The following is a 25,598-nucleotide window of genomic DNA, read 5'->3' as shown; positions in this document are numbered from 1 at the left end:
TACATTAACACAATACAGCATAGCTCGAATTGACTACAATGACATTGCAGAATACATTCAGGTCAAGTCATCACTGGTTTAACTCAAGTATGATTCAACGGAAACTGATGGGTCTATTGAAATCTATGTCTTTGGCATGATATTGAAGTTAAACAGTAGTTTAAAAGCCATCAAATAAATTTAATTCGTTTTGAGAGATAATAAACATGACTGACCAATACCAAGCATTCGCAAAATCTCCAATTGGTAAATTTGTCATTAAAAATTTAGGTTTACCAGCCCCGACTTTTTTAGATCGTTTTGAGTCTGCAACGCCAGTCATTAAGGGGGCGGTATTGCTTGGAGCTGCACCAGCAAGCACCTTGTCTGGGGCGATCTCTCAAATTTTAGCCAATATTCATGCCAATAGTTACGCAGGCAACAATGCAGAATTACAACAGGTTGCTGCGACTAAAGGTTTAAAACTCAATGCATTTAATGCTGGTGATCGTGAGTCAAAATTTAAAGCGGTGGTTTTTGATGCTTCGGGAATCCAAAACTCTGAACAGCTAAAAGAACTGTATAACTTCTTTAACCCGATTGCGCGTCAAATTTTGGCTTCAGGGCGTGTGATTGTGATTGGAACGACGCCAGAAACAACTAAAACAGTAAAGCAAGCCATTGCACAACGTGCTTTAGAAGGCTTTGTTAAATCTGTGGGTAAAGAATTTAAAAAAGGCATTGCTGCGCAATTGGTCTATGTGGATGAAGGCGCAGAAGCCAATTTAGAGTCGACTTTACGTTTTGCTTTATCACCGCGTTCAGCCTATGTTTCAGGTCAAGTCATTCGCGTTTCCAAAGCAGATGTGGTCGATGTGGATTGGGTCAAACCTTTAGCTGGTAAAACTGCCGTGGTGACGGGTGCGAGTCGCGGGATTGGAGAAGCGATTGCGCATGTACTTTCACGTGATGGCGCGCATGTGATTTGTTTAGACGTTCCGCAGCAACAAGCCGATTTAGATCGTGTTGCAGGGGAAGTAGGTGGTTCTACTTTAGCCATTGATATTACGGCTGAAGATGCAGGTCAAAAAATTAAAGCCGCTGCCGCAGCACAAGGTGGTGTCGATATTATTGTGCACAATGCAGGGATTACCCGTGACAAAACTTTGGCGAACATGAAGCCAGAACTTTGGGACTTGGTGATTAACATTAACTTGTCTGCGATTGAACGAGTAAATGATTATTTACTTGAACATGACGGTCTAAATGCCAATGGTCGTATCATTTGTGTCTCTTCAATTTCGGGTATTGCAGGTAACTTGGGACAAACCAATTATGCTGCGTCTAAAGCAGGCGTGATTGGGGTGGTGAAATTTACTGCACCAATTTTGAAAAATGGTATAACTATTAATGCAGTAGCGCCTGGATTCATTGAAACGCAAATGACAGCCGCAATTCCATTCGCCATTCGTGAAGCGGGTCGCCGTATGAACTCGATGAGCCAAGGTGGTTTACCTGTAGATGTTGCAGAAACAATCGCTTTATTTGCTTCAACTGCATCGACGGGCTTGAATGGTAATGTTGTTCGCGTGTGTGGACAAAGTTTATTGGGTGCTTAAACACACTGCTTTGTATAAGATGAGTGAAGTAATCATAAGGGTGAGCTATTCACCCTTATGGATACACTGCTAAATAGAGCAAAAATTTAAAAGTTAGATTTATAATTAAAAGGTTCAGCATGAATACGCGCCATTTTTCTCAACTTCCTAAACCTTATTTGGCATATCCAAAAATAGTGCAGGGACTCATTTTCAAAAAGCCCAAAAGCGAAAAAGTCCTGCCGCAAGTTGAATATATGGTGGATTCATTTAAAGTTGATCCAAAACATTTAAAAGCCTATAACGAGGTTTGTGGTTTTAAAAATAATGGCTATATTCCATCCATTTATTTGGCGGTGTTATCGCAAAGTTTGCAAATGCATATGATGACGCAAGAGGCGTTTCCATTTGCAATTTTAGGTTTGGTGCATATTCGTAATCAGGTTTCTCAAACTCGTAAGATTGGTGTTAATGAAAGCCTGAGTCTGTCTTGTCAGTTTGGTGAAATGAAACCACATGACAAAGGTGTTCAGTTTGATTTTATTACCACTGCTAAAGTAGGAAATGAAGTGGTGATGCAAGGGGTAACTACCTACTTGGCACGTCAAAAAATAGATGCAAAATCCAGCACGAAAGCAAAAGAAGAAAGCACACCGAATTATGCCGTGCAACAGGAATGGATCGTGTCTGAAAATATCGGTCGCCGATATGCATTAACGTCAGGTGATTTTAATTTAATCCATCTTCATGCCATTACCGCTAAAGCATTTGGTTTTAAACAAGCGATAGCGCATGGTATGTGGAGCAAAGCCAAAGCATTAGCCAATCTAAGTTTGCCAGACAATTATGAAGCGGATGTTTGGTTTAAATTGCCGATGTATTTACCTTCAACAGTAGAATTTCTTACGGCTCAAACGGGAAATGACATTGATTTCTTAATTCAAAATAACAAAAATAAAAAACCGCATGTGACGGGGCATATTACTGCACGCTAATCAGATCAAAACGATGCCCAAATGATGATTTGGGCTTTTCTGTATTTATGATGATTAAAATTAAAAAAGACATGGATGTGAGATGAAAGAACTTAAAGCTTATTTATTGGCAAGCACAGATCAATACCAAGGTCATGTAGATCCGAACTTTATTGACCTTGCGAAACAGTTTAGCCGTATGCAACATGCCCGAATGGATCAAGGTGGTGCGGCTTTGTGTGTCTACTTTCAAGGGCAAAAAGTCGTTGATATTTGCATAGGAAAGAAGTCGGAAACTCAGTATTGGAATAATAATACCTTATCGGTCTGTTATTCGACAGGTAAAGGTGTACTGGCAACCTTAGCCCATATTTTAGTGAGTCAAGGGCTGCTCGAGTATGACAAGCCTGTGGCGGAATACTGGCCTGAATTTGCGCAAAATGGTAAGTCTGAAATCACTTTGGCACATATCTTGAGTCATCAAAGTGGCTTATTCGATATTCGCAATGTTATTCAGGATGCCTCTGAAATGTCAGACTGGTATGGCATGTTGGATCGAATTGCACAAGCGAAACCACGGTTTGGTATCAGTGAGGATGCAGCCTATCAACCTTTAACCTTTGGCTGGTTAGTTGGTGGGGTTTTAGAGAAAGCCACGGGACGAACTTTGTCGAGTCTGATGCAACAGTATTTGCTTCAACCACTTGAAATAGAAAAAGCTTATTTTGGTGTGCCAGCACAGCATTTGGAAAGTGTTGCGCGGCCAATTCCAAAAGTAATTCAGGACAAATCTAATCAGGTAAAACCTAAAAAACAAAACAAGAAAATGTCTTTGTTGGATAGAGCTATGCAATGGTCAGGTCAAAATCAGCAAGACTTTCAGGATGCCATGATTCCGAAAGGGATGAAAAACTTTAGTTTCTTTAGTGACAAAGGCTTACAAGCGGTGATTCCTGCTGCCAATGGGGTCTTTTCTGCAGAGAGTTTGGCCAAGATTTATGCCATGCTGGCACAAAAGGGAGAATGGCAACAGCAACAGCTGATTCGTCCAGACGTCTTTCAGCGAATGAGCCAGATTCAATATCATCATCGTGATCGGATTATGCCACTCCCGATGCATTGGCGCTTGGGCTACCACCGTATTCTCACATTAGGAAAACAGGCTCCAACAGGATTTGGACATATCGGATTTAATGGCTCTGGTGCTTGGTGTGATCCCGAGCGTCAATTGAGTTTTGCCTATACGCATAACTTTTCGACCGCATCGATCACTGGGGACTACCGCTTATGGGGCTTAACGCAGGAAACATTACGTTGTGCTGATGCTGTGTTGAAAGGACGTAAGGGTTGGTTTTAAGTGATATATATCTCATTATTTAAGTGAAATTGTGGTAAATTGTGCTCGTTTTAAAAGTCATAGAACGGGTCGATGAATAAACCGATTTTGATTCCTTTAATTGCAACCAGTCTTTTGATGGGTTGCCAAAAGGAACAGCATTCACAAACTCAACAAAATCAAGTTGAATTGACCGACATAGCTACCCAAGCACAAGCGATGCAATGGGTTGGACATTATCAAGGCACAACACCTTGTATGTCTCGATGTGAAGATTGTCCTGGTATGGCAGTCGATTTGGTGCTTCATCCCAATATGACTTATGAATTAAAACGCGAGAGTTTAAGTACAGAGAGTGGAATAGAAACTTTTACAGGACAACTACGTTTTATTGATTATGCACAAACCAAAATTGAATTGATGAATGTAAAACAACGCAATTTAATTCAACTGGATGTAAATCATTTGGTGTTGGAAATTCTAGAAGATCGAACAGCAGAACATTATCAAGCATACCCAGATTTTACTTTGGATTGGACTGATCCGAAGGCTTGAGCATCTACAACGTGTTTAATTTCCCCAATCATCCATTCCCTACAAGATTGTTCATTCACTCTTGAGCAAAAAAACAGTATGCTTAGACCTGTAAAAAGGAGCATACATGTATCAAGTACTTGCGCGTAAATACCGTCCTCGTAATTTTAATGAATTAGTGGGTCAAAACCATGTGTCACGTGCACTGAGTAGTGCCTTAGAACGCGGGCGTTTACACCATGCTTATTTATTTACGGGTACACGTGGTGTAGGTAAGACCACCATTGCGCGCATTCTGGCCAAATGCTTGAACTGTGAAACTGGCGTAACGGCTACGCCGTGTGAAGTATGTGCAACGTGTAAGGCGGTGAATGAAGGTCGCTTTATCGATTTAATTGAAATTGATGCTGCTTCACGCACCAAAGTTGAAGATACGCGTGAACTGTTAGATAACGTACCTTATGCGCCGACTCAGGGACGTTACAAAGTGTACCTGATCGATGAAGTACACATGCTGTCAACTCACTCCTTTAATGCCTTGCTCAAAACATTAGAAGAACCGCCTGAGCATGTGAAGTTTTTATTTGCGACTACAGATCCGCAAAAATTACCAATTACCGTGATTTCGCGCTGTTTGCAATTTACTTTGCGTCCTTTGGCAGTCGATGAAATTACTGAGCATCTCACCAAAATTTTAGAAAAAGAACAGATTCCTGCGCAGCAAGATGCAATATGGCAAATTGCAGAATCTGCGCAAGGCTCACTACGTGATGCATTGTCTTTAACGGATCAAGCAATTGCCTATGGTCAAGGTGCCATTCAACATCAAGATGTCAAAGAGATGTTGGGCTTGATTGATCGCACCATCATTTATGATTTGCTGATGGCGATTCATCAAAATCAAAAGGCGCGCGTCAGCCAATTATTACTGCAATTTAGACAGCAGGCTTTAGATGTCTCACTGGTTTTAGATCAGTTGATTTCGACTTTGCATGAATTGGCATTGCTGCAATATTTACCAGATTTAAGCCTGAAATATAGTGCGGAAATTAATCAAAAGATTTCCCATCTGTCAAAGCTAATTGCCGATCAAGATTTACAGTTGTATTACCAGATTGCCTGCAAAGGTCGTGCAGATTTACAACTTGCTGTGACTCAAGAGCAAGGTTTTGAAATGTGTGTGCTGCGTTTGTTGGCATTCAGACCCTTACAGCCGAATGAAGTCTTGGTTTCAACTCCTGCTACAGAAATTCAAACAGCGCCTGTGTTGGCGACTGAACAAGCCATACCCCATATCAATGCTGTGGTTGAAGCTCCGCAAGATCAAATCCAATCAATCATGGAAGTTAAACCATCTGTTGAAAACCTTGTTATTCAGGAAAATCGACAGGAAGAATCGGGATTAGCTGAATCTCTTGCACAGGTTGAAGATACTGCCAATCTCAACAGTAACACAGATCAAATCGTGTTTGATCCTGCAAGTGAAGATGCGTTGTTTGATTTGGATGAGGAAGAAGATTCAACACCAGTGGATTCATCAGAATCCAGCAGTGATGATTTCTTGTTTGAAGAAATTGCTCCTATTGAAGATCATGCAAAAGTAGAAATATCTGGTGAAGACTCTATCTCGACTGAAGTACTTTCTAATGAGCCAAGCCCGACCAATTTAGAAGTCGAGCAAGATTCTCTTTTTAGTTTATCTGCTGAAGATGTTGAACCTCAGCAAACCGTTCAAACTCCAATTGAACAGCCACAAGTTGAAATTGAGTCCCAACCAGTACAAGTGTCGTCAGACGCTCCAATATCAAACTTGATGCCGCAAGATATTTTACGAGTGCAAGAACAAGTTTTGGAAGGGGAATGGACTTTAGGCAAGTGGGAATTCTGGTTTAGACAAAGTGAATTATCGCCAGCTGTACAAGAATTGGCACAACATGGGGTAATGACAGGTCATATTGATGCAGAATCTGTTTTCCATATTCCAGAGCAATATCAGCAGCTCTTAGGTCAATCCCAACATTCTTTGGAACAAGCCCTGAAAAAACAGTGGCCGAATACTCAGTTTAAAATTGAATATGGTGTAGTTACTGAGACTACACCGTATATTTTACAGCATCAACGTAAAGAACAAGCGCATGGTCGAGCAGTTGAACTATTACAAGCAGAACCTGTTGTACGCGACTTAATGCAAGGTTTCGATGCTGAATTACAGAATATTCAATTGAAATAAGCTTCAGACAAATTTAGGTTCAGGCTCAACTTGCATATAAGCTTGTAGTGCCTGACGCATGTGAGTCGGGATCGGGGTACTTTTACGCTGTTCCCGATCAACAAATACGTGAATAAATTGTCCTTGTGCAGCAGCCGTATCTTGATTGACTTTAAAAATTGCCAAGTCGTATTCCAATGAACTATTTCCGATGCGTTTAATTGCAACGCCGACTTCAATTATTTCGGGATAACTTAGTTCTTGTAAAAACTGGCAAGATGAACTCACGACCAAGCCAATAATAGGCGAATGATGGATATCAAAATGGGTTTTTTGAATCAGTAGAGCATTGGCTGCAGTATCAAAAAAACTGTAGTAATTGACATTATTCACGTGCCCATAAATATCATTATCCGACCAACGTGTTTGGATCGGGAAAATAAAAGGGTAATTTTCTCGAAGTTTTGCTTGAAGTTTCATTTGCATGCAGTTCCTTTGCCGAAAGTCTAGTTAGTTATAAATCGCTTGATAAATGTGTTCAGCATCTCGTAGCGTAAGATCACGTGGATTGTTTTGTAACAGTCGAGTTTGTAGCATGGCATCCTGTGCCAGTTGTGAAATGGCATTTTCTGGAACATCTAGGGCATTGAGTTTTAGGGGTAGCCCACTTCGATCTAAATGATTTTGCATATGGTCGATAAACAAATCACATAAACCATCGGTACATCCCGTGCTGTAAGGGTCCATCCATGTCATCAATTCTGCATATAAATGTTTGGCATTTGGCGCATTGAATTTCAAGACTTCGGTTAAGACCAAGGCATTGCTATGTCCATGTGAAATATGGAAATGCCCCCCCAAAGGATAAGCCAGTGCGTGAACCGCACCGACAGGTGCATTGGCAAAAGCTTGTCCCGCAAACATGGAACCATTCAGCATATTTTGGCGCGCTTCTAGATTAGAACCATCTTCCAGCACCAGTTTGATGTTTTGATTTAAAAGTCGTAATGCCTGTTTAGCTAACATATCGGCATATAAATTCTTCTTTAACTTTGATGTATACGCTTCTATGGCATGTACCATCGCGTCAATTCCAGTTGCCGCAGTGATATGTGCGGGCAGATTTTGAGTAAAGGTGGCATCCAAAATGGCAACGTCCGCATAAAGCACGGGCGAAACAATGCCCATTTTTGTAGTTTTACCTGTAGTGACAATTGAAATTGGCGTAACTTCGGAGCCAGTACCTGCTGTAGTTGGAATCAAGATTAAAGGCAGTCGAGGAGACTTAGCATTATTGATACCGTAAAGCTCAGATAAACTTTGTTGCTGCTCAGGATGTGCCAGAACGGCAATTAGTTTGGCAACATCCAAAGAACTGCCACCGCCAAAACCAATCACCGTATCAATCTTTTCTTGTTTGGCGAATTTAACGGCAGCATTCACAATTTGTTCAGGTGGATCTGCAATCACATCGGCATAAGTCACATAGGGCAAATGAAGATGTTCTAAAATTTCTAATATAGGTAGATGTAATTGCTGTTGTAGCATACCGTTATCAGTAACCAATAGTACTTTTTTACATCGCTGTTCAGTCAAAATTGTACAGAGTTCCTGAATTGAGCCTAGCCCTGAAATAATTCGGGCAACTGTTTGAAACTGAAAGTCATACATGGGCAATTCCTTCTCGCTTTATCATTATTTACACGTTTTTGTTATACAGTTTTAGTGGGATTCATCCTGCAAATAACTTAACATAAGCTCCTGCAAAATAAACGATCTATTGAGGTGCTTATGTCATCGCAAACGCCCTATAAGGTGTTATGTGTCTGTCTTGGAAATATCTGCCGCTCACCAACTGCAGAAGTTGTGCTTAGACATTATTGTGATGCGCATCAACTCAATATCATGGTCGATTCAGCAGGGACCAGTAATTATCATCCGAATAAAGCACCCGATTTAAGAAGCCAGAAACATGCCAAAAAGCGTGGCTACGATTTGTCCGCTTTACGTGCGCGTCAGCTTAATTTGCAAGACTTTGCTGAATTTGACCTAATTCTGGCGATGGATTATGAAAATTTAGAAGATATTCAATCTCTAATGGATCAAGCTCAATCAGTTTTGGGACAACACATGCTTCGAGCAAAGATTGCCCTGATGAGTCAGCATGATCAAAAATTTCTTCAACAAGCTGTGCCAGACCCTTATTATGGTGGCGATGATGGATTTGAGCGGGTACTTGATCAATGTGAATCAAGTAGTTTGGCTTGGGTTCAGGTACTTCAACAACAGCTGAAAGGCTAGTTCGGGTTTAAGCATGCATATTCAGAATAACGTTCAACTTCAGCCATTTAATACGCTTAATTTGGGTTCAGTCGCATCTCATTATGTGAAAGTCGAAAATGAAAGCATGTTGTTGGATGCTTTATCTTATGCCGAACAACAGCAACTCAATATTTTAATTCTGTCGGGGGGGAGCAACATGCTTTTACCTGAACAGATTCATGCGCTCGTAATTCATATGGATATTCAGGGTATAGAAACCTTGAATGAAGATGACGCGAGCAAAACAATTTCTGTTGGTGCTGGGCAAGGTTGGCATGATTTTGTACTCTGGACCACAGAACAGCATTTATATGGGTTGCAAAATTTAGCCTTGATTCCAGGTTTGGTGGGGGCATCTCCAGTCCAGAATATTGGGGCTTATGGAGTAGAAGTTGGCGAATTTATTCGATCAGTACGCGTGTATGATCGAAAATTAAAACAGTTCACTGAGATTACTGCTCAAGATTGTCATTTTGCCTATCGACACAGTATTTTTAAAGATGAACCTGAGCGTTATGTCATTAGTCAAGTGATCTTTCAGCTTTTAAAACATGCGGATTTAAAATTAAATTATGGTGATTTAAAGCAAGCGGTTGGTGAAAATCTCACCGCTAAAAACTTGCAAAATCAAGTGATTCAAATACGCCAAAGTAAGCTGCCTGATCCTAAAGAGTTTCCAAACGTAGGGAGTTTTTTTAAAAATCCTGTGATTTCTCAACAAAGCTTTGACCAAATAACTACGAAATTCCCTCAATTACCCCATTATCCTCAAGCCAATGGACAGATTAAAATTGCTGCAGGTTGGCTCATTGATCAGGCGGGTTGGAAAGGCAAACGTTTAGGCATGGTGGGTATGTTTGCCAAACAGGCTTTGGTGCTGGTGAACTACGAACAGGCAACGTTGACTGATGTACAAGCAACTTACCGCGCGGTTCAGCAGGACGTATTGGCTAAATTTAATATTGCCTTAGAACCTGAGCCTGTTTTATTTAATACAGTCGGTTTAATTCAATCACATACGGAATAATTGATGGCTAAAAAACATTGGATGGTTCGTTTAGTACAAATTGCAGCTTTGCTTTTTGTGCTTTTGGGCTGCCTAGTGATTTTTATTTACTCGCCATTTTATTCAAAATTGGTGGTCAAGACTTTAAACACCTTCGTTCCTGTGGAAGTGAATGAAGTGGCTGCACAAAGCCAAAAAAAGGCAGCGCTGAGTGTGGCGGAGAATTTAGAACCGGGTTCTAATTTGTGGATTGCACGTCAAGCTTATCTCAAGTTGATGGAGCAGGAAATTCAGCAAAACAATTCTGAAAATTTGCCGCAAATTCAGGCACGCTATACAGCCTTGCAAGAGTTAATTAATAAAGAGCAGCAAGAGCAAGCTCAGGAAGAAGAACGTCCTCAAGTCCCACTTTTGGCAGATCCAGAGCAGGCCTCTTCTGAACCTGAAGATCCTACTCAGAATGTGAAAGAACTTTTGGAGTTGGACAGTAAAGAAAATAAAGCCTTAATGGAAAAGTATCTAGAATTTTTGCAAACACATGAGGTCGAGCCTGTTGTTGAAAATGCTGATCCGAAGCAAATAGAAAAAGACATTGCTCAAATTAAAGAGCAAAATGAAACGCCAAAAGAAGTGATATCACAACCTTATGCGATAGTGGTTTTAGGTGGTGGCTTAACCTTAGACAAGAATAGAAAAGATATTGTAGTGAATAACTATACAAAATTAAGACTGGAGAAAACTTTAGAAGTAGAGAAGCAATATAAATTACCCATTGTACTCAGTGGTGTAGAAGCACCTTATATGCAGAGTTGGTTAAAAGAACGTGGTGTAGATGCCAAACTATTGGAAAATAGGAGTATGAATACCTGTGAAAATTCACGGTTTAGCTCGCTATTATTACAAAAGAAAGGGGGAGCACCGACAGTAATTCTGATTACTGACCAGTACCATATGCCAAGAACACGTCGCTTATTTGCCTTAAATGGCATAGAGACCGTACCGATTGAGGCACCCATGCCAACACAATTAACGGCTTGGCAGCCGAGCCAACAAAACTATGATCATAGCCGTCGTGCAAATTATGAAATGTTGGCGACCATTCGCGACATGTTATTTGGCTCAAGCGATTGCCGCGAGGTACCCTAATGCCTGAAATTCCTTTTTTAAATCCTAATATCTTAAAACAATTGGATTTGCCGGTACCAAGTCGAGAGACGACTCCGCAAGTTTTAAATCCATTAAATTTGAATCATGCATTCGCTCCTTCAGTTGAATTGCAAGCTTACCGTAAGTTGTATGGCTTGCATTTACTGAACTGCGAGCACTGGCAAGGCTTTGTGCAAATGCCGTTGTTTAAACTGCATGTCCAAGTTTTCCAGCCGAAAGCCAATGCAGAGGGTGAATTAAAAATAAAAGGGACGGTGTTTCTCTTACATGGCTATTTAGAACACAGTGGGATCTATCAACCAATTATTCGTGAATTGCTGGAGCAAGGTTTCAGTGTGCTCACTTATGATTTGCCAGGTCATGGTTTGAGTGATGGCTCACCTGCCAGTATTCAAGATTTTGATCACTATCAGAGCGTACTGCATGCGGTGTATCAGTATGTGAAAAACGCCTCACAGCTTCCGAAACCTTGGCTAGGCATCGGACAGAGTACAGGTGGTGCAATCTGGATGCATCATTTACTAGAATTTGCAGAGCGACGTGAAAATCCTTATGTCGAGCGGGTGTTGTTGCTGTCTCCATTGATTCGTCCTGCGAAAACCGCTTGGTGGCATAATTCTGTAGGCTTAGGCATCATCCGTCGGATTAAACGTCAAGTGCCTCGCCATTTCCGTCGCAATAACCATAATCCCGAATTTTTGCGCTTTGTGCGTTTAAAAGACCCTTTGCAACCGCGCATGATGGGCATGGATTGGATTTTGGCGATGTCAAAATGGATGCAGCAAATGGAAGAGCGACCACCTTGTCGTATTCCAGTGTGGTTGGCTCAAGGCGCTTTGGATCAGACTGTAGACTGGCGTTATAACATTGAATTTATTCGGCAAAAGTTCCGCTTACAGACGTTGCTGATGTTGGAAGAGGGTTCTCATCAACTCATTAATGAGCGTGCAGATATTCGTGCGGCATTGACGGGGTTAATTCCAGCGTTTCTTCATGCGCATAGTTCAGGTGAGTATTACTAAGCTTCTTTAGTTTTATAATTGATTCGAAAAAAACTGGGCTGAGATTTCAGCCCAGTCTTATTATGTTTAGAAATATTCCATTTTCGCCATATTCCACATACGGAAATAAAAATTTTCTTCATCTTTATTTTCGCAATTAAGTAGTTCGCCGTCTTTTAACCAAAAATGCAGTTGTGCATAGTTTTTAATTTCACGATCATTCAAGCGCTGCGCTAAATGGTGAGCTTTGATATCTGACGGATGGCGTAAGCCTGCCGCAGCAATCATTTCAGATAAGGCATGCATGGTATTTTTGTGGAAGTGAAATACCCGTTCTGCTTTGGAAGATACATGTAGGGCTTTTTGGCGGTCTTGATCTTGGGTTGCTACACCCACAGGGCACTGATTGGTATGGCAGCTTTGTGCTTGAATACAGCCTATCGCAAACATAAAACCACGTGCAGAATTGACCCAATCCGCACCAATGGCCATGGTGCTGGCAATATCAAAAGCACTGATAATTTTACCACTGGCACCAATCTTGATTTGTTTTCGCAGTCCTGCACCCACTAAGGTATTGTGTACAAAGAGTACACCTTCACGTAGCGGTGTGCCCATATTGTTAATTAATTCAATCGGTGCAGCGCCAGTTCCACCTTCAGAGCCATCAACGACAATAAAATCAGGTAAGATTTGGGTATGCAGCATCGCTTTTACAATGCCCATAAATTGCCATGGCTGACCAATACAGAGTTTAAATCCGACAGGTTTTCCTCCTGAAAGTTCGCGCAATGTTTGAATGAATTGCAGCATTTCAATCGGGGTATTAAACGCGGAATGTTTGGAGGGAGAAATGCAATCTCGATCACGAGGAATACCACGGATTTGTGCAATTTCTGCTGAAATCTTATCTTTCGGTAAAATCCCGCCATGTCCAGGTTTGGCACCTTGCGAAAGTTTAATCTCAATCATTTTAATTTGCGGGAGCACGGCTTGCTGCGCGAATTTGATCGGATCAAAAGTTCCATCTTCAGTACGGCAGCCAAAATATCCACTGCCAATTTCCCAAACAATATCACCGCCATATTCCAGATGATAAGGGCTAAGACTGCCCTCACCAGTATCATGATAAAAGTTGCCTAATTGAGCGCCTTTGTTCAATGCGCGGATGGCATTGGCACTGAGACTGCCAAAACTCATGGCAGAAATATTCATAATCGATGCATTATAGGGTTGAGTGCATTGTGAACTGCCAATCTGAATCCGAAAGGTCGAAGGATCCGCAGGTGGGCAAGGCTGGATAGAATGGGTCATAAACCGATAGTCTTGTTGATAGACGTCGATGATCGAACCAAAAGGTTTGTCCGAGTTTTCATTCTTCGAACGTTGGTATACCAAGCTGCGCTGCATACGAGAAAATGGCAGGGCATCATCGTCTGATTCAATAAAATACTGACGAATTTCAGGTCTAACCTCTTCAAATAAAAAACGAAAATGTCCCATAATAGGATAGTTTTTTAAGATGGCATGTTGATTTTGTAATAAATCATATAGACCGAGTAGGCTCAAAAGGGTAGTGATGAGCCATAAGGAATTCAGTACCGTATCTGAAATAAAATAATAGATATAGTGCGGTGCATAATTTAGCCTGAACCAAGTAATGCTCAGGGCAATAAATATGCAGGTGAACCAAACAGAATGTCGCGAAAAAAAAGTATTTAATAATTTATGGCGAATGGATTGTGCAGGATTCGGCATTGTTGTAATTCATCCTTGTACCTGATGGATATCTGTTTCCACAATGCCAATATTGAGATAAGAGTACAAGTTATAATTTGTGTGAGAAGTCCATTAATAAATCATGAGATAAGTCGATAGGTTTACATAGGGATAATGTTTACTTTCATTTAATTTATGCGACAGTGCAGTTTTATTGTGTAAATATTCGGCTATAAGTGTATCTTAAGGATATAAGAAGCATAAATCAGGGAGAGCGCTTCAAATTACCCAAATATAGGGATATGAGTCATCTTGAAAACCTGCGTATATTTCAAAACAAGAGATGGGGTGTGACATGAATGATATTGAAACGGTTTTACCAGTACCTGTAATTATTCTTGAAGATGAACTAATTATACAAAAACGCCTTCAACGAGTTTTAACTGAACTGGGATATGAAAATGAGACTTTACATTTTGTCTCTAATTTAAAACAAGCATTCGAAAAAATGGAGGAAATCCCAATTTCACTGGCTTTAGTTGATTTGGGATTGCCAGATGGAAATGGGGTTGAGTTCATAGAAAAATTAAGAGAGCGCGATACAAGTGCTTTAATTTTGGTGATTTCCGCCTGGAGTACGCAAGCAAGCCTGTTTTCCGCCATCAAGGCGGGCGCAACAGGTTATGTGCTAAAAGAACGTGATGATTCGGAAGTCCTATTGGCCATACGCAGCATTTTGCGTGGTGGTGCGCCGATTGATCCTTTTATTGCTAGAGAGATTTTGGCACAAATTGCGGTGCAGGAAGATACTCAAGATAAAAATGAACATGACAATTTGCCATCCGATATGGAGGCTTTGACTAATCGTGAAAAGGAAATTCTAGACTTGGTTGCGCAGGGTTTGAGTAATCGAGAAATTTCGGAACAATTGTTTGTTTCACGTTATACCGTAGAAAGTCATATTAAACATATTTATAGAAAGTTGTCTGTTTCTAAACGGACCAAGGCAGTGAGTGCTGCCAGAACTTTAGGGATTATATGACCAAATTGATTCTGCGTTGTTTTTGTATGCTTGCCTTGGCTTGCATTCATATGCAGGTCTACGCAGTATCATATTTTTCAGTTAGTCCGCAATGTACAATACAAGTTCAACCCATCCAGTTTGTCAAAACCGACTCAATTAACCATGTTCCTAGAACAGGATGGAAGACGGTGGATTTGCCTGATAACTGGTCACAACATGAGCCTCATTATAATGGCGGGGTTTGGTATAGAATTTTGTGGAAACCAGATTGTTCATCTGGAACTTTAAACGAGTCCTTTGCCTTCTCTATCGACTATATAAATTCTGCGGGAGCAGTTTATTTCAATCGTAATGTGCTGTGGCGAGATAAGAATTTAGTTGAACCTTTGTCTAAAAGCTGGAATATACCTCGATACTGGGTGCTTACACCTACGAGTTTAAAAGCGGGTGAAAATGAATTTTTAATCTATGTCAGTGGTTATGCTTTTCAGAATGCAGGCTTGGGTTCAATTTCTTTTCAAAATGTACAAGCGGCGTATGACCTACAACAGCAACAGATTTGGAATCGACGGACTTTATTTGAAATTAATATCATTATTTCTTTAGTCCTCGGTTTATTGTGTTTCTCAATTTGGATTTTTAGACGTTCTGAAACGACTTTTGCTTGGTTCGCCCTAAGTTGTCTCCTTTGGGTTTTATTTATCTCCAATATTCTAGTAACAGAAACTAAGCCATTTACCAATAATATTCTTGCTGCTCAAGCCAATATTAGTTTTTTTATTCTGTATATGGTGTGCTTTTGTACCTATTTACTCCGATTCATTCGGGTTGAACTGCCTCGAATTGAACGAGTTATATGGGCAATCACGGCTATTGTATTAATTGTGATCTTTTTTACTCCAGTAAAATGGTTGACGGCTGTATTTCTTAATATTTTTATGATGTATGTGGCACTCTTTTTGTTGACCTACATTTATTTGGGCTATGTCACCTATCGAACCAGAAAAAGAGAATATATATTTTTACTGATGTGTCTGACAGGGATTTTATTCTGTGCGCTTTTTGATACGGTGCTGTTAGGTTCTGAATTACATAAGGATATTAAGCCGCTGTCACCATATACCTCACCGATTATTACGATATTCGTAGTGTTAATTTTGGGGGTAAAATTGGCACGTAATACGCGGCGTATAGAAAAATTTAATCAGCGCTTAGAAGAAAAAGTACAACAGGTGAGCCATGATTTATATTCCAGCATGAATGAGAAACATAAACTGGAACTTGAAAATGTGAGACTTCAGGAGCGGATTCATCTATCACATGATTTGCATGATGGTTTAGGTTCGTCCTTGGTTCGCTCTATGATTATTGTGGATCAAGCAGAGCAAAATATGTCGAATCAACAATTTTTGTCTATTTTGAAGTTGTTGAGGGATGATTTAAGGCAGATTATCGATAGCGGTTCGAGTTTAGAGTCACGCGTTCCAGAAAATCCAATTTTGTGGGTAGCGCCCGTACGGCATCGTTTTAGTCAACTGATGGATGAGATGGATATCGAATCCAAATGGTGCTTTCCTCAAAATTGGGGTTATGTACCAACAGCCCTGCAATGTTTAACATTGATTCGTGTGCTTGAGGAAAGTCTCACCAATGTCATTAAACATAGTCAGGCAAAACACGTGTATGTGTCCATGATGTTTCCCTATGAACGGCAACTGATTTTATCCATTGAAGATGATGGTGTAGGTTTTGATGTGAAGAGTAATTTTCAAAATGGGATGAGTATCGGTATTCGAAGCATGAAGATGCGTTTGGAGCGGGTCGGTGCAGAATTGCAAGTAACCTCTGAAAAAGGAAAAACGGTTGTTCAAGCATTGTTAGAAATTAAATGAATGACTAAAAACTAAGGGTATTAAAGCTAGCTTTAATACCCTTGATGTTAAACGTTATTCTTCTTCGGCTGGCGGAAGGAGCATCAGAATCGAATCATTCATCAGCTGCGCCAAATCCTCTAGAATTTCTTCGTGATCAAAACTTTGATCAAAAGGAAGAGCTTGGCCATCGGCAATCTGCTTTAATTGCGCTGTAAAATCTTCTGAAATACAGACTTGCTCACCATTTGCCCAGAATAGTAATTCAGAATCTTGCTCGGTGTAGAGTAGGCGGGAAGCAGGTTCGAGTAAAATTTCATAGCCTGTATCTAAAATTTCACGCAAATCATCCGCTTCAATTTCATCAGGTTCAGGAATGTTTTCTGGATATTTTGGCTCCGACATTAAACTCATGATGGCATCGTCAAGTTCCGTTGAGTTTTGTAATCTCTGGAGCAGTTCAGTTTTCAAATAATCTAATTCAGACTTGGTAATTTCACCAATCTGACCAGCTTTTTGTCTTTGAATATCAAGCATTGGATTTTTTAAGAAGCTGTTACCAGCAAATTTATCACTGACGCGATCCATCATGTCCGCCATATTTGGCATACGGAAACCAAAAGAGAAAGTCAGGCAGTCATCTTCTGCAACACCATAGTGTGAAAGACCTGGTGGCACATAAAGTAAATCACCTGGTGCAAGGACTTCATCAAAATCAACCTGCATTTCAGGCAGAAGTTTTAATGGTTGTCCAGAAACAAATTCGGTATTGCCATCACACATTTGACCGAGCTGCCAACGACGATGACCATAGCCTTGTACAAGGAATACATCGTAGAAATCAAAATGTTTACCGACTGATCCACCTTTTGGTGCATAAGAAACCATAATGTCATCGCGGCGCCATTGTGGAATAAAGGGGAACTTTTTCCATAATTCAGCCAAATCAAAAGAGTAGTGATCGACTGCTTGGACCAATAGCGTCCAAAGTTTTGGCATTTTTTGGAAATCCCCTTTAATTAAAGGGGAAGATTTCACAGACCACTGATTTGGATCTTTATCTTTTTGCTTAATCAAACGTGCCGTGACATGTTCTTCTAAAGCGAGCTCCATGACATCATTCGGTTCTAAGATATTTGCAATCTCAGGTAGCGCGTTACGTACAAGTAACGGTTTCTTTTGCCAGTATTCAGCAAGAAATTGTTCAGCGGTAATGCCGCCTAATACATCTAGAGGTTGAGACATAAAATACAGCCTAAATTAAGGAACTAAAATATTTAATTGACGGAGAATTTGGCAAAGCTGAATCATCGGCATGCCCATTAAAGTGGTTTGATCTTGACCAATCATCTGTTCGAATAAGCTGATACCCAAGCTTTCACATTTGAAGCTGCCTGCGCAATGTAGCGGTTGCTCAACGGCAACATAGCGTTCGATTTCAGCCATACTCAGTTTACGGAACTTGACTTTGTAGTGTTCGACCAGTGTTTGTTCAAAGCCGGTTGCGTGTTGTTGGACACTTAAGGCTGTACTGAAATAAACAATCTTGTCCGAGTTGGCTTGCAACTGGCGAATGGCTTTTTCAGTTGAAAGAGGTTTTCCAATAAAAATATCAGGCGCACCTTCACGCCATGCTACCTGATCGGAACCAATCACAATCGCGTCAGGGTGCTTTTGTGCAATGGTATTGGCTTTTTCAAAGGCTAAACGTCGAGCCAAATCATCGGCATGTAATTCACCGCGAGGAGATTCATCAATATCAGGCACAACACATTCATATTGGATTTTGAGGCGATCCATTAAGTCTTTGCGAGTCTGACTACTTGAAGCCAGAATGATTTGGGTATTCATCAGATGGCGTAATCCATTAATACATTCAGTGGAACATAAGAAAGAACGGCTTGATGGCAGGCGTGGATTTTAATCGGCGGCGCTTGTCCAGCCTGATATGCTTCAACCCAACGGGTCACACAAATACACCAGAAATCTCCAGGTTGTAGACCAGGAAAACCCGCTTCTGGTAAAGGTGTGATTAAGTCATTGCCCACTTTCTGTGAAAAATTAAGAAACTCAGAAGTCATTTGTGCACATACGGTGTGCTGCCCTAAATCAGTTGTCGCAGTATGACAAAACCCATTGCGGAAATAGCCAGTAATCGGGTCAAAGCAACAACTGGCTAGGGGTTCGCCAAATACGTTTAAGCGGTTAATTTGAGGATCAGGATGAAATGACATAACAGTGAATCAATTTGTGGCTTTTCAATATCATAATCAAAACTGACGCTTTCGGCAGCTTTTATACAAAAGAAGCTAACCTTTTTCTGCATAATCATTTAAAATCGTGCCGATTTTAAATATTCAGAGAGCTATACATGAATTTTCAGCGTATGACTGACCTTGATTTAGCAGGTAAGCGAGTACTAATTCGTGAAGACTTAAACGTACCTGTTAAAAACGGTGTGATTACCAGTGATGCACGTTTACGTGCGGCATTACCGACAATCAAAGCTGCTTTAGAAAAAGGTGCAGCAGTCATGGTGTATTCACACCTTGGTCGTCCTGTTGAAGGTGAGCCAAAAGCTGAACAATCTTTAGCTCCAGTTGCTGCTTATTTAACAGAAGCATTAGGTCAAGATGTACAGTTAGTGACTGACTACCTTAATGGTGTTGAAGTCCAAGCAGGTCAAGTGGTTCTTTTAGAAAACTGCCGTTTTAACCACGGTGAAAAGAAAAACAATCCTGAATTGGCACAAAAATATGCAGCTCTTTGCGATGTATTCGTGATGGATGCTTTTGGTACAGCGCACCGTGCAGAAGCGTCAACAGAAGGTGTTGCGCGTTTAGCACCTGTAGCAGCAGCAGGTCCACTTCTTGCAGCAGAACTTGATGCTTTAGGTCGTGCGTTGCAAACTCCTGAAAAGCCAATGGTAGCAATTGTTGCGGGTTCTAAGGTATCGACTAAACTAGATGTTTTAACTTCATTGTCAGATATCTGTGATCAATTGATCGTGGGTGGTGGTATTGCGAATACGTTCTTGGCTGCTGCGGGTTATAACGTGGGTAAATCATTATGCGAAAATGATTTAATCGACACTGCGAAAGCCATTGCTGCAAAAGTATCTGTTCCACTGCCAACTGATGTTGTGGTTGCTGATGCCAGCGAAATCAACTTTGACGACTTCTTAGGTTCATTGGCTGCTGCAAAAGCTGTAGTGAAAAAAGTTGAAGATGTTGCTGACAACGACATGATTTTGGATGTAGGTCCAGAAACAGCGCAAGCGTTTGCAGAAATCTTAAAAACTTCAAAAACAATCCTTTGGAATGGTCCTGTAGGCGTATTTGAAGTCGATCAATTTGGTGAAGGTACAAAAACGCTTTCTTTGGCAATTGCAGAATCTGAAGGTTTCTCTATTGCTGGTGGTGGAGATACTTTAGCTGCGATCGACAAATACGAAGTTGCTGATAAAATTGGTTATATCTCAACGGGTGGTGGTGCGTTCCTTGAATTTGTTGAAGGTAAAACACTTCCAGCTGTAGCCGTTCTTTTAGAGCGTGCTTAACAATATGATTCATCTCATGGGATGAAATAAAAGAAAAGGTTGGCTACGGTCAACCTTTTTTATTGCATTCATCTTTAGGTCATCAAATTGTCACATATCTGCAATAAAATCATGGGCATTAAATCACCTGTTGTAGGAATAATGTGATGAACCTTAAATTAACACTTGCTGCTTTATTAATCGTACCGTTGGCTTTAACTGCATGTGCAAAAAAAGATGAAGCACCTAAAACAGATGCAGCAGTTGAAGAAAAAGTAACTCCAGAACAGCAAGCTGCAATTGATTCATTAGACAAGCCAGTTATGGATGAAAAGAACACTGACATACCTGCTGAAATTGCCAATGTGGATGCAGATGCTGCGACTCCAGCGACAGAAGCTGAAGCTTCACAGGCTGCTGCACAATAATTTGTCGTAGTTTGTTTAAAAGTCCCTGCAAAAGCAGGGATTTTTTTTTAAATAGTGTGTTTAGTTGCTGAATTGAAAGTAATGACCATGTAGAATATGGCGCATTACCTGGGAGGACACTATGGCACTTATTTCTATGCGCCAGCTGTTGGACCACGCTGCAGAGCATGGCTACGGCGTACCAGCATTTAACGTAAACAACTTAGAACAAATGCGCGCAATTATGTTAGCTGCAGATGCAACTAACTCACCTGTAATCGTTCAGGCTTCAGCAGGCGCACGCAAATATGCAGGCGCTCCATTCTTACGCCATCTTATTTTGGCTGCAATTGAAGAATGGCCGCATATTCCAGTGGTGATGCACCAAGACCATGGTACAAGCCCAGACGTATGCCAACGTTCAATCCAGTTAGGCTTCTCATCAGTCATGATGGATGGTTCTTTGGGTGAAGATGGTAAAACACCAACGTCTTACGAATACAACGTAGACGTGACTCGTCGCACAGTTGCGATGGCACACGCGTGTGGCGTATCTGTTGAAGGTGAGATTGGTTGCTTAGGTAGCCTTGAAACTGGTATGGCGGGTGAAGAAGATGGTGTAGGCGCTGAAGGCGTTCTTGACCACTCGCAACTCCTAACTTCTGTTGAAGAAGCGCGTAGCTTTGTTGCAGATACTAATGTAGATGCTTTAGCAATTGCGGTAGGTACTTCACACGGTGCTTACAAGTTCACACGTCCACCTACAGGTGACATTTTGGCAATCGACCGCATTAAAGAAATTCATGCGGCACTACCAAATACGCATCTTGTAATGCACGGTTCAAGCTCTGTACCACAAGAATGGTTAGCTGTAATTAACCAATACGGCGGCGACATCAAAGAAACTTATGGTGTTCCTGTTGAGCAATTGGTTGAAGCAATCAAACATGGTGTGCGTAAAATCAACATCGATACTGACTTGCGTTTAGCCTCTACTGGTGCAATGCGTCGTATGATGGCAGAACAACCAAGCGAATTCGATCCACGTAAATTCTTTGCAAAAACTGTTGATGCAATGAAACAAATCTGTGTGGATCGTTACGAAGCATTTGGTACTGCGGGTCATGCCGATAAGATTCGTCCAATTTCTTTAGAGAAAATGGTAGAACGTTATAAATAATCGCTCCACAAATTATTTATAAATTAAAGCCTGCATAGTTTATGTGGGCTTTTTTATGTGACTGATCATAGAATGGGGAAGGTGTTGAATGGAACTGATCCTTGCGGCAGCCGTTTGCAGCGTATTGGTGTCGATTTTACTGAAAATCTGCAAAGCCAAAGGTTTAAATCCGATGCAGATGATTTGCTGGAATTACGCCATTGCCAGTCTGTTATGTTTCTATTGGTTCAAACCTGATTTAAGTCATATTTCCCCCAGCAATACACCATGGTGGCTTATACTCAGTTTGGGGGTGCTGTTACCGAGTGTATTCCTTTGTTTGTCTAAATCATTACAAAGTGCGGGCATTGTTAAAACTGAAGTTGCACAGCGTCTCTCGGTCGTATTGTCGCTGGGTGCTGCCTATTTCATTTTTAATGAGCATTTTGGTGCGCTCAAACTCATCGGGATTGGTTTAGGCATTGCAGCAGTTCTATGCATGATCTACTCACATCGTAGTAGTCATACCCAAACCAGTTTCAGTTCTTCAGGCATGCTGTATTTGACAAGTGTGTGGGTGGGTTATGCCTTGGTTGATATTCTGCTGAAATACACCACTGGTTTAGGCGTACAATTTGCTGTTGCACTGAACTTAATGTTTATTTGTGCCTTCGTATTTTCATTTATGTATATCGTGCTCACTACAAAGCAAATTGGATCTGCAACAACAATATTGTTTGGTTTAGTTCTAGGGTTGTTGAATTTTGCCAATATTGCATTGTATGTGAAAGCACATATGCTGCTGAAAGATACCCCTGCAATCGTATTTGCAGGGATGAATATTCTGGTGGTGTTGTTGGGCGTATTAAGTGGTCTGCTTTTCTTTAAAGAGAAGCTTAAGACGAGTACCAGCCTAGGCTTGGGTTTGGGGATTATGAGTGTGCTTTGTTTAGCTTATGCCATGACTGTTTCATAACTTTGCCTATCCATAAGATGGGATAGCGTAGTAAGTCTGTTTTGTCAGCAATCCCCATTAACAGTCCTGTATGTTGGCAATCTGGGCAGTGCGGCTGATGTAATGCAGATTGTGCATAGCTATGGAAGTAAATCTGTTGGCAGTGCTTACATTCAAATTTGATAGGTAGCTGTAGCAATATAGACATAACCGACCTCTGCTTAGACTGAGTTTAGATTTAAATAAGCAAAATTTAGACCTGAATATAAAAAGGGACAAATAAATTGTCCCTTATATTTTGAAATGAAAGCATTACAGCTTGGTGAAAATCTGTTCTTTGTTTAGGCGCGACTTTGGCAGCTTGGCATTGAAATCAGTTTCGCTGCGATAGCCTAGCGTTAACAGCACGGAAGGAACGAGCCCTTGTTCCACTAGCTCTAATTCCTCAGTTAATAAGTCTTCATTAAAGCCGCCAATTGGTGTGGCATCAATATTTTCAATGCCTGCTGCAAGTAAAATCTGACCTAAGGCAATAAAGGTTTGGTTTTCTGCCCAGCGCTGGATATCACCTTTTTCATTGCGGTAATAATCGACATAACCGGTACGACTGTCTTTTTGTCCTTGTTTCGCAGTGGCATCTTTAAAACGTCCACTTAAATCATCCTGATTTAATAAATTATCTAAATGCTGTTCTGTAATATCGACTTTTGTGCAAAACAAAATAGTATGCGATGAATCTAACACCTTTGGTGCATTGTAGGCGTATTTTCCAACCAAGGCTTTAGCAACGCGTTCTTTGGCTGCATCGTTATCGGCAATAAAAAAGTGCCATGGCTGGATGTTAATAGAAGAAGGAGTTAGACGTAAAATTTCCAGTAAGCGTTCAAACTGTTCTTGTGGAATTTTCTTGGAAGGATCGTAAGCCTTAGTGGTATAACGAGTTTTTGAAATATTCAAAAGATCCATGAAAATAACTCCGAGTTCAAGAAATGCTGTTTTTAGCGGAATATTCACATTAATCGTTTCATGGGGCAGATTCAAGCATCGTTCATATCTGTTCTATCAAAGCTTGTTCTATTATCAGATAAGAAGGAGCTAATGCGGGATTAAGTGTTGAATACGATCATAAGATCGAAAATCAATATTGGTCTTTCATTGCTAATAAGAGTTTACTGCATGTAAGCGATGCAGTTGAAATACCTTTAGCAATGAGCAATACAACCAATCATTTTAAGCAAAAATTGAAAACCCAGCAGCAAATTGGTCTCTGGGTGGGTTTGGCAGATGCTTATGCCACCGAAATCGTGGCAAATGCAGGTTATGACTGGTTGTTGATTGATGGCGAACATGCCCCGAGCGATTTAAGAACCACATTGCTTCAACTGCAAAGTATGTCTGCCTATCCTTCACAAGCAGTAGTGCGTCCGCCTATAGGTAGCGTGCAATTAATCAAGCAATTGTTAGATATTGGTGCGCAAACCTTATTAATTCCAATGGTTGAAACGGTAGAGCAGGCAACACTCATGGTGAAAGCGGTGCGTTATCCACCAGAGGGAATCCGTGGCGTAGGTGCTGCATTGGCGCGTGCAACGCGTTGGAACAGCATTCCCGACTATTATGCGCAAGCGCATAAGCAGATTTGCTTATTAATTCAAATTGAGTCAGTTCAAGGCTTAACAAATTTGGATGAAATACTGCAAATTGAAGGTATTGATGGGGTTTTTATTGGAGCTGTCGATTTATCAGCAACCATGGGCTATCAAGGCGATCCGAATCATCCAGAAGTGCAAAAAGCCGTGATTACAGCCATAAAGAAAATACGTGCAGCAGGAAAAGCAGCAGGTATTCTATCGACTACAGATGAAGTCACACAAAAGTATGTTGAGTTAGGAACCGAGTTTGTTGCCGTGGGCGTGGATACCAGCGTGTTAATGAATGGCTTAAGAAGCTTATTGTCTAAGTACAAGCAGGGAAGTAAAACCGTGCAGATTCAGGGTGGTTATTAATTCGGAACAGATGTTAAAAAGCATTAATGATGAAAAAATCTAAATATGGAAGTTTAGATATTTAATAGTCAAAGGTACTTAACTTCAATTTCAAATTGGGTTGTATCGGATCAATAACCAAGATTTGAGCTGAGTCTTCTTTCCAATCGCCCAAGACAATACGTTTTTTTCCATGTAGCTCATGAATGGCTGCGCGATGGGTGTGCCCATGAATCAAGATATCGACATCTACCAGTGCTTGCTCGACAGCATGCTGGTTCACATCCATTACTTCATAGCTTTTAAACTGCTGCGCAGCGTGACTTTTTTTACGGAAACCGTTGGCGAGCTTGGTGCGGAAACTTAAGGGGGTTTTACGCAAGAACCCAAGGATGAGTGGATTACGAATAATCTTTTTAAAGCGTTGATAGCCAACATCATCGGTACAAAGCGCATCCCCATGTTCTAGGCGGAACTTGTGTTGATTGATGTTTAGGACATAGTCATCAGGCAGTAAAATGCCATGAAATTGATCTAGAAATTTTTGACCTAAGGCAAAATCACGATTACCGACCTGAAAATAGACCTGATTTCCAGAATTGTGGAACTGTTGTAATGCAGAAACAATTTCATCGAGCCAAGGTGCAGTGTAGTCATCGCCAATCCAGGCATTAAACCAATCACCTAAAATATAGAGCTGAGTGTGCTGGTGTTGATATTCATTCAGCAATGCGAAAAACCCTCGAACAAGTCGAGGGTGATCGGGTGACAAATGTAAATCTGATATAAACAGATAGGTCACGCTTGTATCCTT

24 protein-coding genes are annotated in these 25,598 nt (G+C 40.9%); 16 read left to right on the top strand and 8 right to left on the bottom strand.

Features of this window, described 5'->3' with window-relative positions:
* Window positions 1-206 precede the first annotated feature (206 nt).
* From MKI85_RS09660 to dnaX, 5 genes are all read left to right on the top strand, one after another.
* Window positions 207-1,598 (top strand): 3-oxoacyl-ACP reductase, encoded by a 1,392-nt coding sequence (locus tag MKI85_RS09660; protein ID WP_241627251.1) that lies wholly within the window; start codon window positions 207-209, stop codon window positions 1,596-1,598.
* A gap of 119 nt (window positions 1,599-1,717) precedes the next feature.
* Complete coding sequence (locus MKI85_RS09655; RefSeq protein ID WP_241627249.1) at window positions 1,718-2,572, top strand: MaoC family dehydratase; 855 nt, start codon at window positions 1,718-1,720, stop codon at window positions 2,570-2,572.
* 82 nt (window positions 2,573-2,654) lie between these two features.
* Window positions 2,655-3,908 (top strand): serine hydrolase domain-containing protein, encoded by a 1,254-nt coding sequence (locus tag MKI85_RS09650; protein ID WP_241627247.1) that lies wholly within the window; start codon window positions 2,655-2,657, stop codon window positions 3,906-3,908.
* 72 nt (window positions 3,909-3,980) lie between these two features.
* Window positions 3,981-4,442, top strand: a complete 462-nt coding sequence (locus tag MKI85_RS09645; RefSeq protein WP_241627245.1) for a copper resistance protein NlpE N-terminal domain-containing protein — start codon at window positions 3,981-3,983, stop codon at window positions 4,440-4,442.
* A gap of 106 nt (window positions 4,443-4,548) precedes the next feature.
* Window positions 4,549-6,651, top strand: a complete 2,103-nt coding sequence (dnaX, locus tag MKI85_RS09640; RefSeq protein WP_241627243.1) for a DNA polymerase III subunit gamma/tau — start codon at window positions 4,549-4,551, stop codon at window positions 6,649-6,651.
* Between the two features lie 3 nt (window positions 6,652-6,654).
* On the opposite strand, the gene MKI85_RS09635 is transcribed toward dnaX, so the two are convergent.
* Window positions 6,655-7,110: an acyl-CoA thioesterase gene (locus tag MKI85_RS09635; protein WP_241627372.1), complete on the bottom strand. Its 456-nt coding sequence runs from the start codon at window positions 7,108-7,110 to the stop codon at window positions 6,655-6,657.
* A gap of 30 nt (window positions 7,111-7,140) precedes the next feature.
* A complete protein-coding gene (locus MKI85_RS09630; protein WP_241627240.1) occupies window positions 7,141-8,301 on the bottom strand; it encodes an iron-containing alcohol dehydrogenase in 1,161 nt (386 codons plus the stop codon).
* Between the two features lie 120 nt (window positions 8,302-8,421).
* Between MKI85_RS09630 and MKI85_RS09625 the strand changes: the two genes are divergently transcribed.
* From MKI85_RS09625 to MKI85_RS09610, 4 genes are read left to right on the top strand one after another with little or no spacing between them, the layout of a single operon-like run.
* Complete coding sequence (locus MKI85_RS09625; protein ID WP_241627237.1) at window positions 8,422-8,931, top strand: low molecular weight protein-tyrosine-phosphatase; 510 nt, start codon at window positions 8,422-8,424, stop codon at window positions 8,929-8,931.
* A gap of 13 nt (window positions 8,932-8,944) precedes the next feature.
* Window positions 8,945-9,979 (top strand): UDP-N-acetylmuramate dehydrogenase, encoded by a 1,035-nt coding sequence (murB, locus tag MKI85_RS09620; protein WP_241627235.1) that lies wholly within the window; start codon window positions 8,945-8,947, stop codon window positions 9,977-9,979.
* 3 nt (window positions 9,980-9,982) lie between these two features.
* Window positions 9,983-11,104, top strand: a complete 1,122-nt coding sequence (locus MKI85_RS09615) for a YdcF family protein (protein ID WP_241627233.1) — start codon at window positions 9,983-9,985, stop codon at window positions 11,102-11,104.
* Entirely contained in the window at window positions 11,104-12,147 is a 1,044-nt protein-coding gene (locus tag MKI85_RS09610) for an alpha/beta hydrolase (RefSeq protein WP_241627231.1), read from the top strand. Before MKI85_RS09615 ends, MKI85_RS09610 begins: the two co-directional genes overlap by 1 nt.
* Window positions 12,148-12,213: 66 nt before the next feature.
* Here MKI85_RS09610 and MKI85_RS09605 read toward each other — a convergent pair whose 3' ends face one another.
* A complete protein-coding gene (locus MKI85_RS09605; protein ID WP_241627228.1) occupies window positions 12,214-13,884 on the bottom strand; it encodes an FMN-binding glutamate synthase family protein in 1,671 nt (556 codons plus the stop codon).
* A gap of 316 nt (window positions 13,885-14,200) precedes the next feature.
* Between MKI85_RS09605 and MKI85_RS09600 the strand changes: the two genes are divergently transcribed.
* Both MKI85_RS09600 and MKI85_RS09595 read left to right on the top strand, forming a co-directional pair.
* Window positions 14,201-14,887, top strand: a complete 687-nt coding sequence (locus MKI85_RS09600) for a response regulator transcription factor (RefSeq protein WP_241627226.1) — start codon at window positions 14,201-14,203, stop codon at window positions 14,885-14,887.
* Complete coding sequence (locus MKI85_RS09595; protein WP_241627224.1) at window positions 14,884-16,761, top strand: sensor histidine kinase; 1,878 nt, start codon at window positions 14,884-14,886, stop codon at window positions 16,759-16,761. The genes MKI85_RS09600 and MKI85_RS09595 overlap by 4 nt, the downstream gene beginning before the upstream one ends.
* Before the next feature lie 54 nt (window positions 16,762-16,815).
* On the opposite strand, the gene MKI85_RS09590 is transcribed toward MKI85_RS09595, so the two are convergent.
* Genes MKI85_RS09590 through MKI85_RS09580 form a run of 3 tightly spaced genes read right to left on the bottom strand, consistent with a single transcriptional unit; the run spans window position 16,816 to window position 18,974 of the window.
* Window positions 16,816-17,985: a ribosomal protein uL16 3-hydroxylase gene (locus tag MKI85_RS09590; RefSeq protein ID WP_241627223.1), complete on the bottom strand. Its 1,170-nt coding sequence runs from the start codon at window positions 17,983-17,985 to the stop codon at window positions 16,816-16,818.
* Between the two features lie 15 nt (window positions 17,986-18,000).
* Window positions 18,001-18,591, bottom strand: coding sequence for a Maf family protein (locus tag MKI85_RS09585; protein ID WP_241627221.1), 591 nt, complete (start codon window positions 18,589-18,591; stop codon window positions 18,001-18,003).
* Window positions 18,591-18,974: a DUF2237 family protein gene (locus MKI85_RS09580; protein ID WP_241627219.1), complete on the bottom strand. Its 384-nt coding sequence runs from the start codon at window positions 18,972-18,974 to the stop codon at window positions 18,591-18,593. The genes MKI85_RS09585 and MKI85_RS09580 overlap by 1 nt, the downstream gene beginning before the upstream one ends.
* A 137-nt stretch (window positions 18,975-19,111) precedes the next feature.
* Between MKI85_RS09580 and MKI85_RS09575 the strand changes: the two genes are divergently transcribed.
* The 4 genes from MKI85_RS09575 (at window position 19,112) to MKI85_RS09560 (ending at window position 22,820) form a co-directional block, all read left to right on the top strand.
* Window positions 19,112-20,299 carry a phosphoglycerate kinase gene (locus MKI85_RS09575; protein ID WP_241627217.1) on the top strand — a complete coding sequence of 396 codons (1,188 nt, stop codon included), beginning with the start codon at window positions 19,112-19,114 and terminating at the stop codon, window positions 20,297-20,299.
* A 146-nt stretch (window positions 20,300-20,445) separates the two neighbouring features.
* A complete protein-coding gene (locus tag MKI85_RS09570) occupies window positions 20,446-20,706 on the top strand; it encodes a hypothetical protein (protein ID WP_241627215.1) in 261 nt (86 codons plus the stop codon).
* Between the two features lie 121 nt (window positions 20,707-20,827).
* The gene (fba, locus tag MKI85_RS09565) at window positions 20,828-21,865 is read left to right on the top strand and encodes a class II fructose-bisphosphate aldolase (protein WP_241627213.1); all 1,038 of its coding nucleotides are present in this window, start codon (window positions 20,828-20,830) and stop codon (window positions 21,863-21,865) included.
* Window positions 21,866-21,953: 88 nt separating this feature from the next.
* Complete coding sequence (locus MKI85_RS09560) at window positions 21,954-22,820, top strand: DMT family transporter (RefSeq protein ID WP_241627211.1); 867 nt, start codon at window positions 21,954-21,956, stop codon at window positions 22,818-22,820.
* A 291-nt stretch (window positions 22,821-23,111) separates the two neighbouring features.
* Here MKI85_RS09560 and nfsB read toward each other — a convergent pair whose 3' ends face one another.
* Window positions 23,112-23,765: an oxygen-insensitive NAD(P)H nitroreductase gene (gene nfsB / locus MKI85_RS09555; protein WP_241627209.1), complete on the bottom strand. Its 654-nt coding sequence runs from the start codon at window positions 23,763-23,765 to the stop codon at window positions 23,112-23,114.
* A gap of 242 nt (window positions 23,766-24,007) precedes the next feature.
* On the opposite strand from nfsB, the gene hpaI reads away from it, so the two are divergent.
* Window positions 24,008-24,805: a 4-hydroxy-2-oxoheptanedioate aldolase gene (gene hpaI, locus MKI85_RS09550; protein ID WP_241627207.1), complete on the top strand. Its 798-nt coding sequence runs from the start codon at window positions 24,008-24,010 to the stop codon at window positions 24,803-24,805.
* 61 nt (window positions 24,806-24,866) lie between these two features.
* Here the strand turns inward: hpaI and MKI85_RS09545 are convergent, their stop codons facing one another.
* Complete coding sequence (locus tag MKI85_RS09545; protein ID WP_241627204.1) at window positions 24,867-25,586, bottom strand: UDP-2,3-diacylglucosamine diphosphatase; 720 nt, start codon at window positions 25,584-25,586, stop codon at window positions 24,867-24,869.
* Between the last annotated feature and the right edge of the window lie 12 nt (window positions 25,587-25,598).

The sequence above is a fragment of the Acinetobacter zhairuonensis genome, assembly GCF_022601715.1.
GTDB lineage: Bacteria > Pseudomonadota > Gammaproteobacteria > Pseudomonadales > Moraxellaceae > Acinetobacter.
The sequence above is the reverse complement of the archived record's forward strand: the minus strand, read 5'-3'. Positions and strand labels throughout refer to the sequence as shown.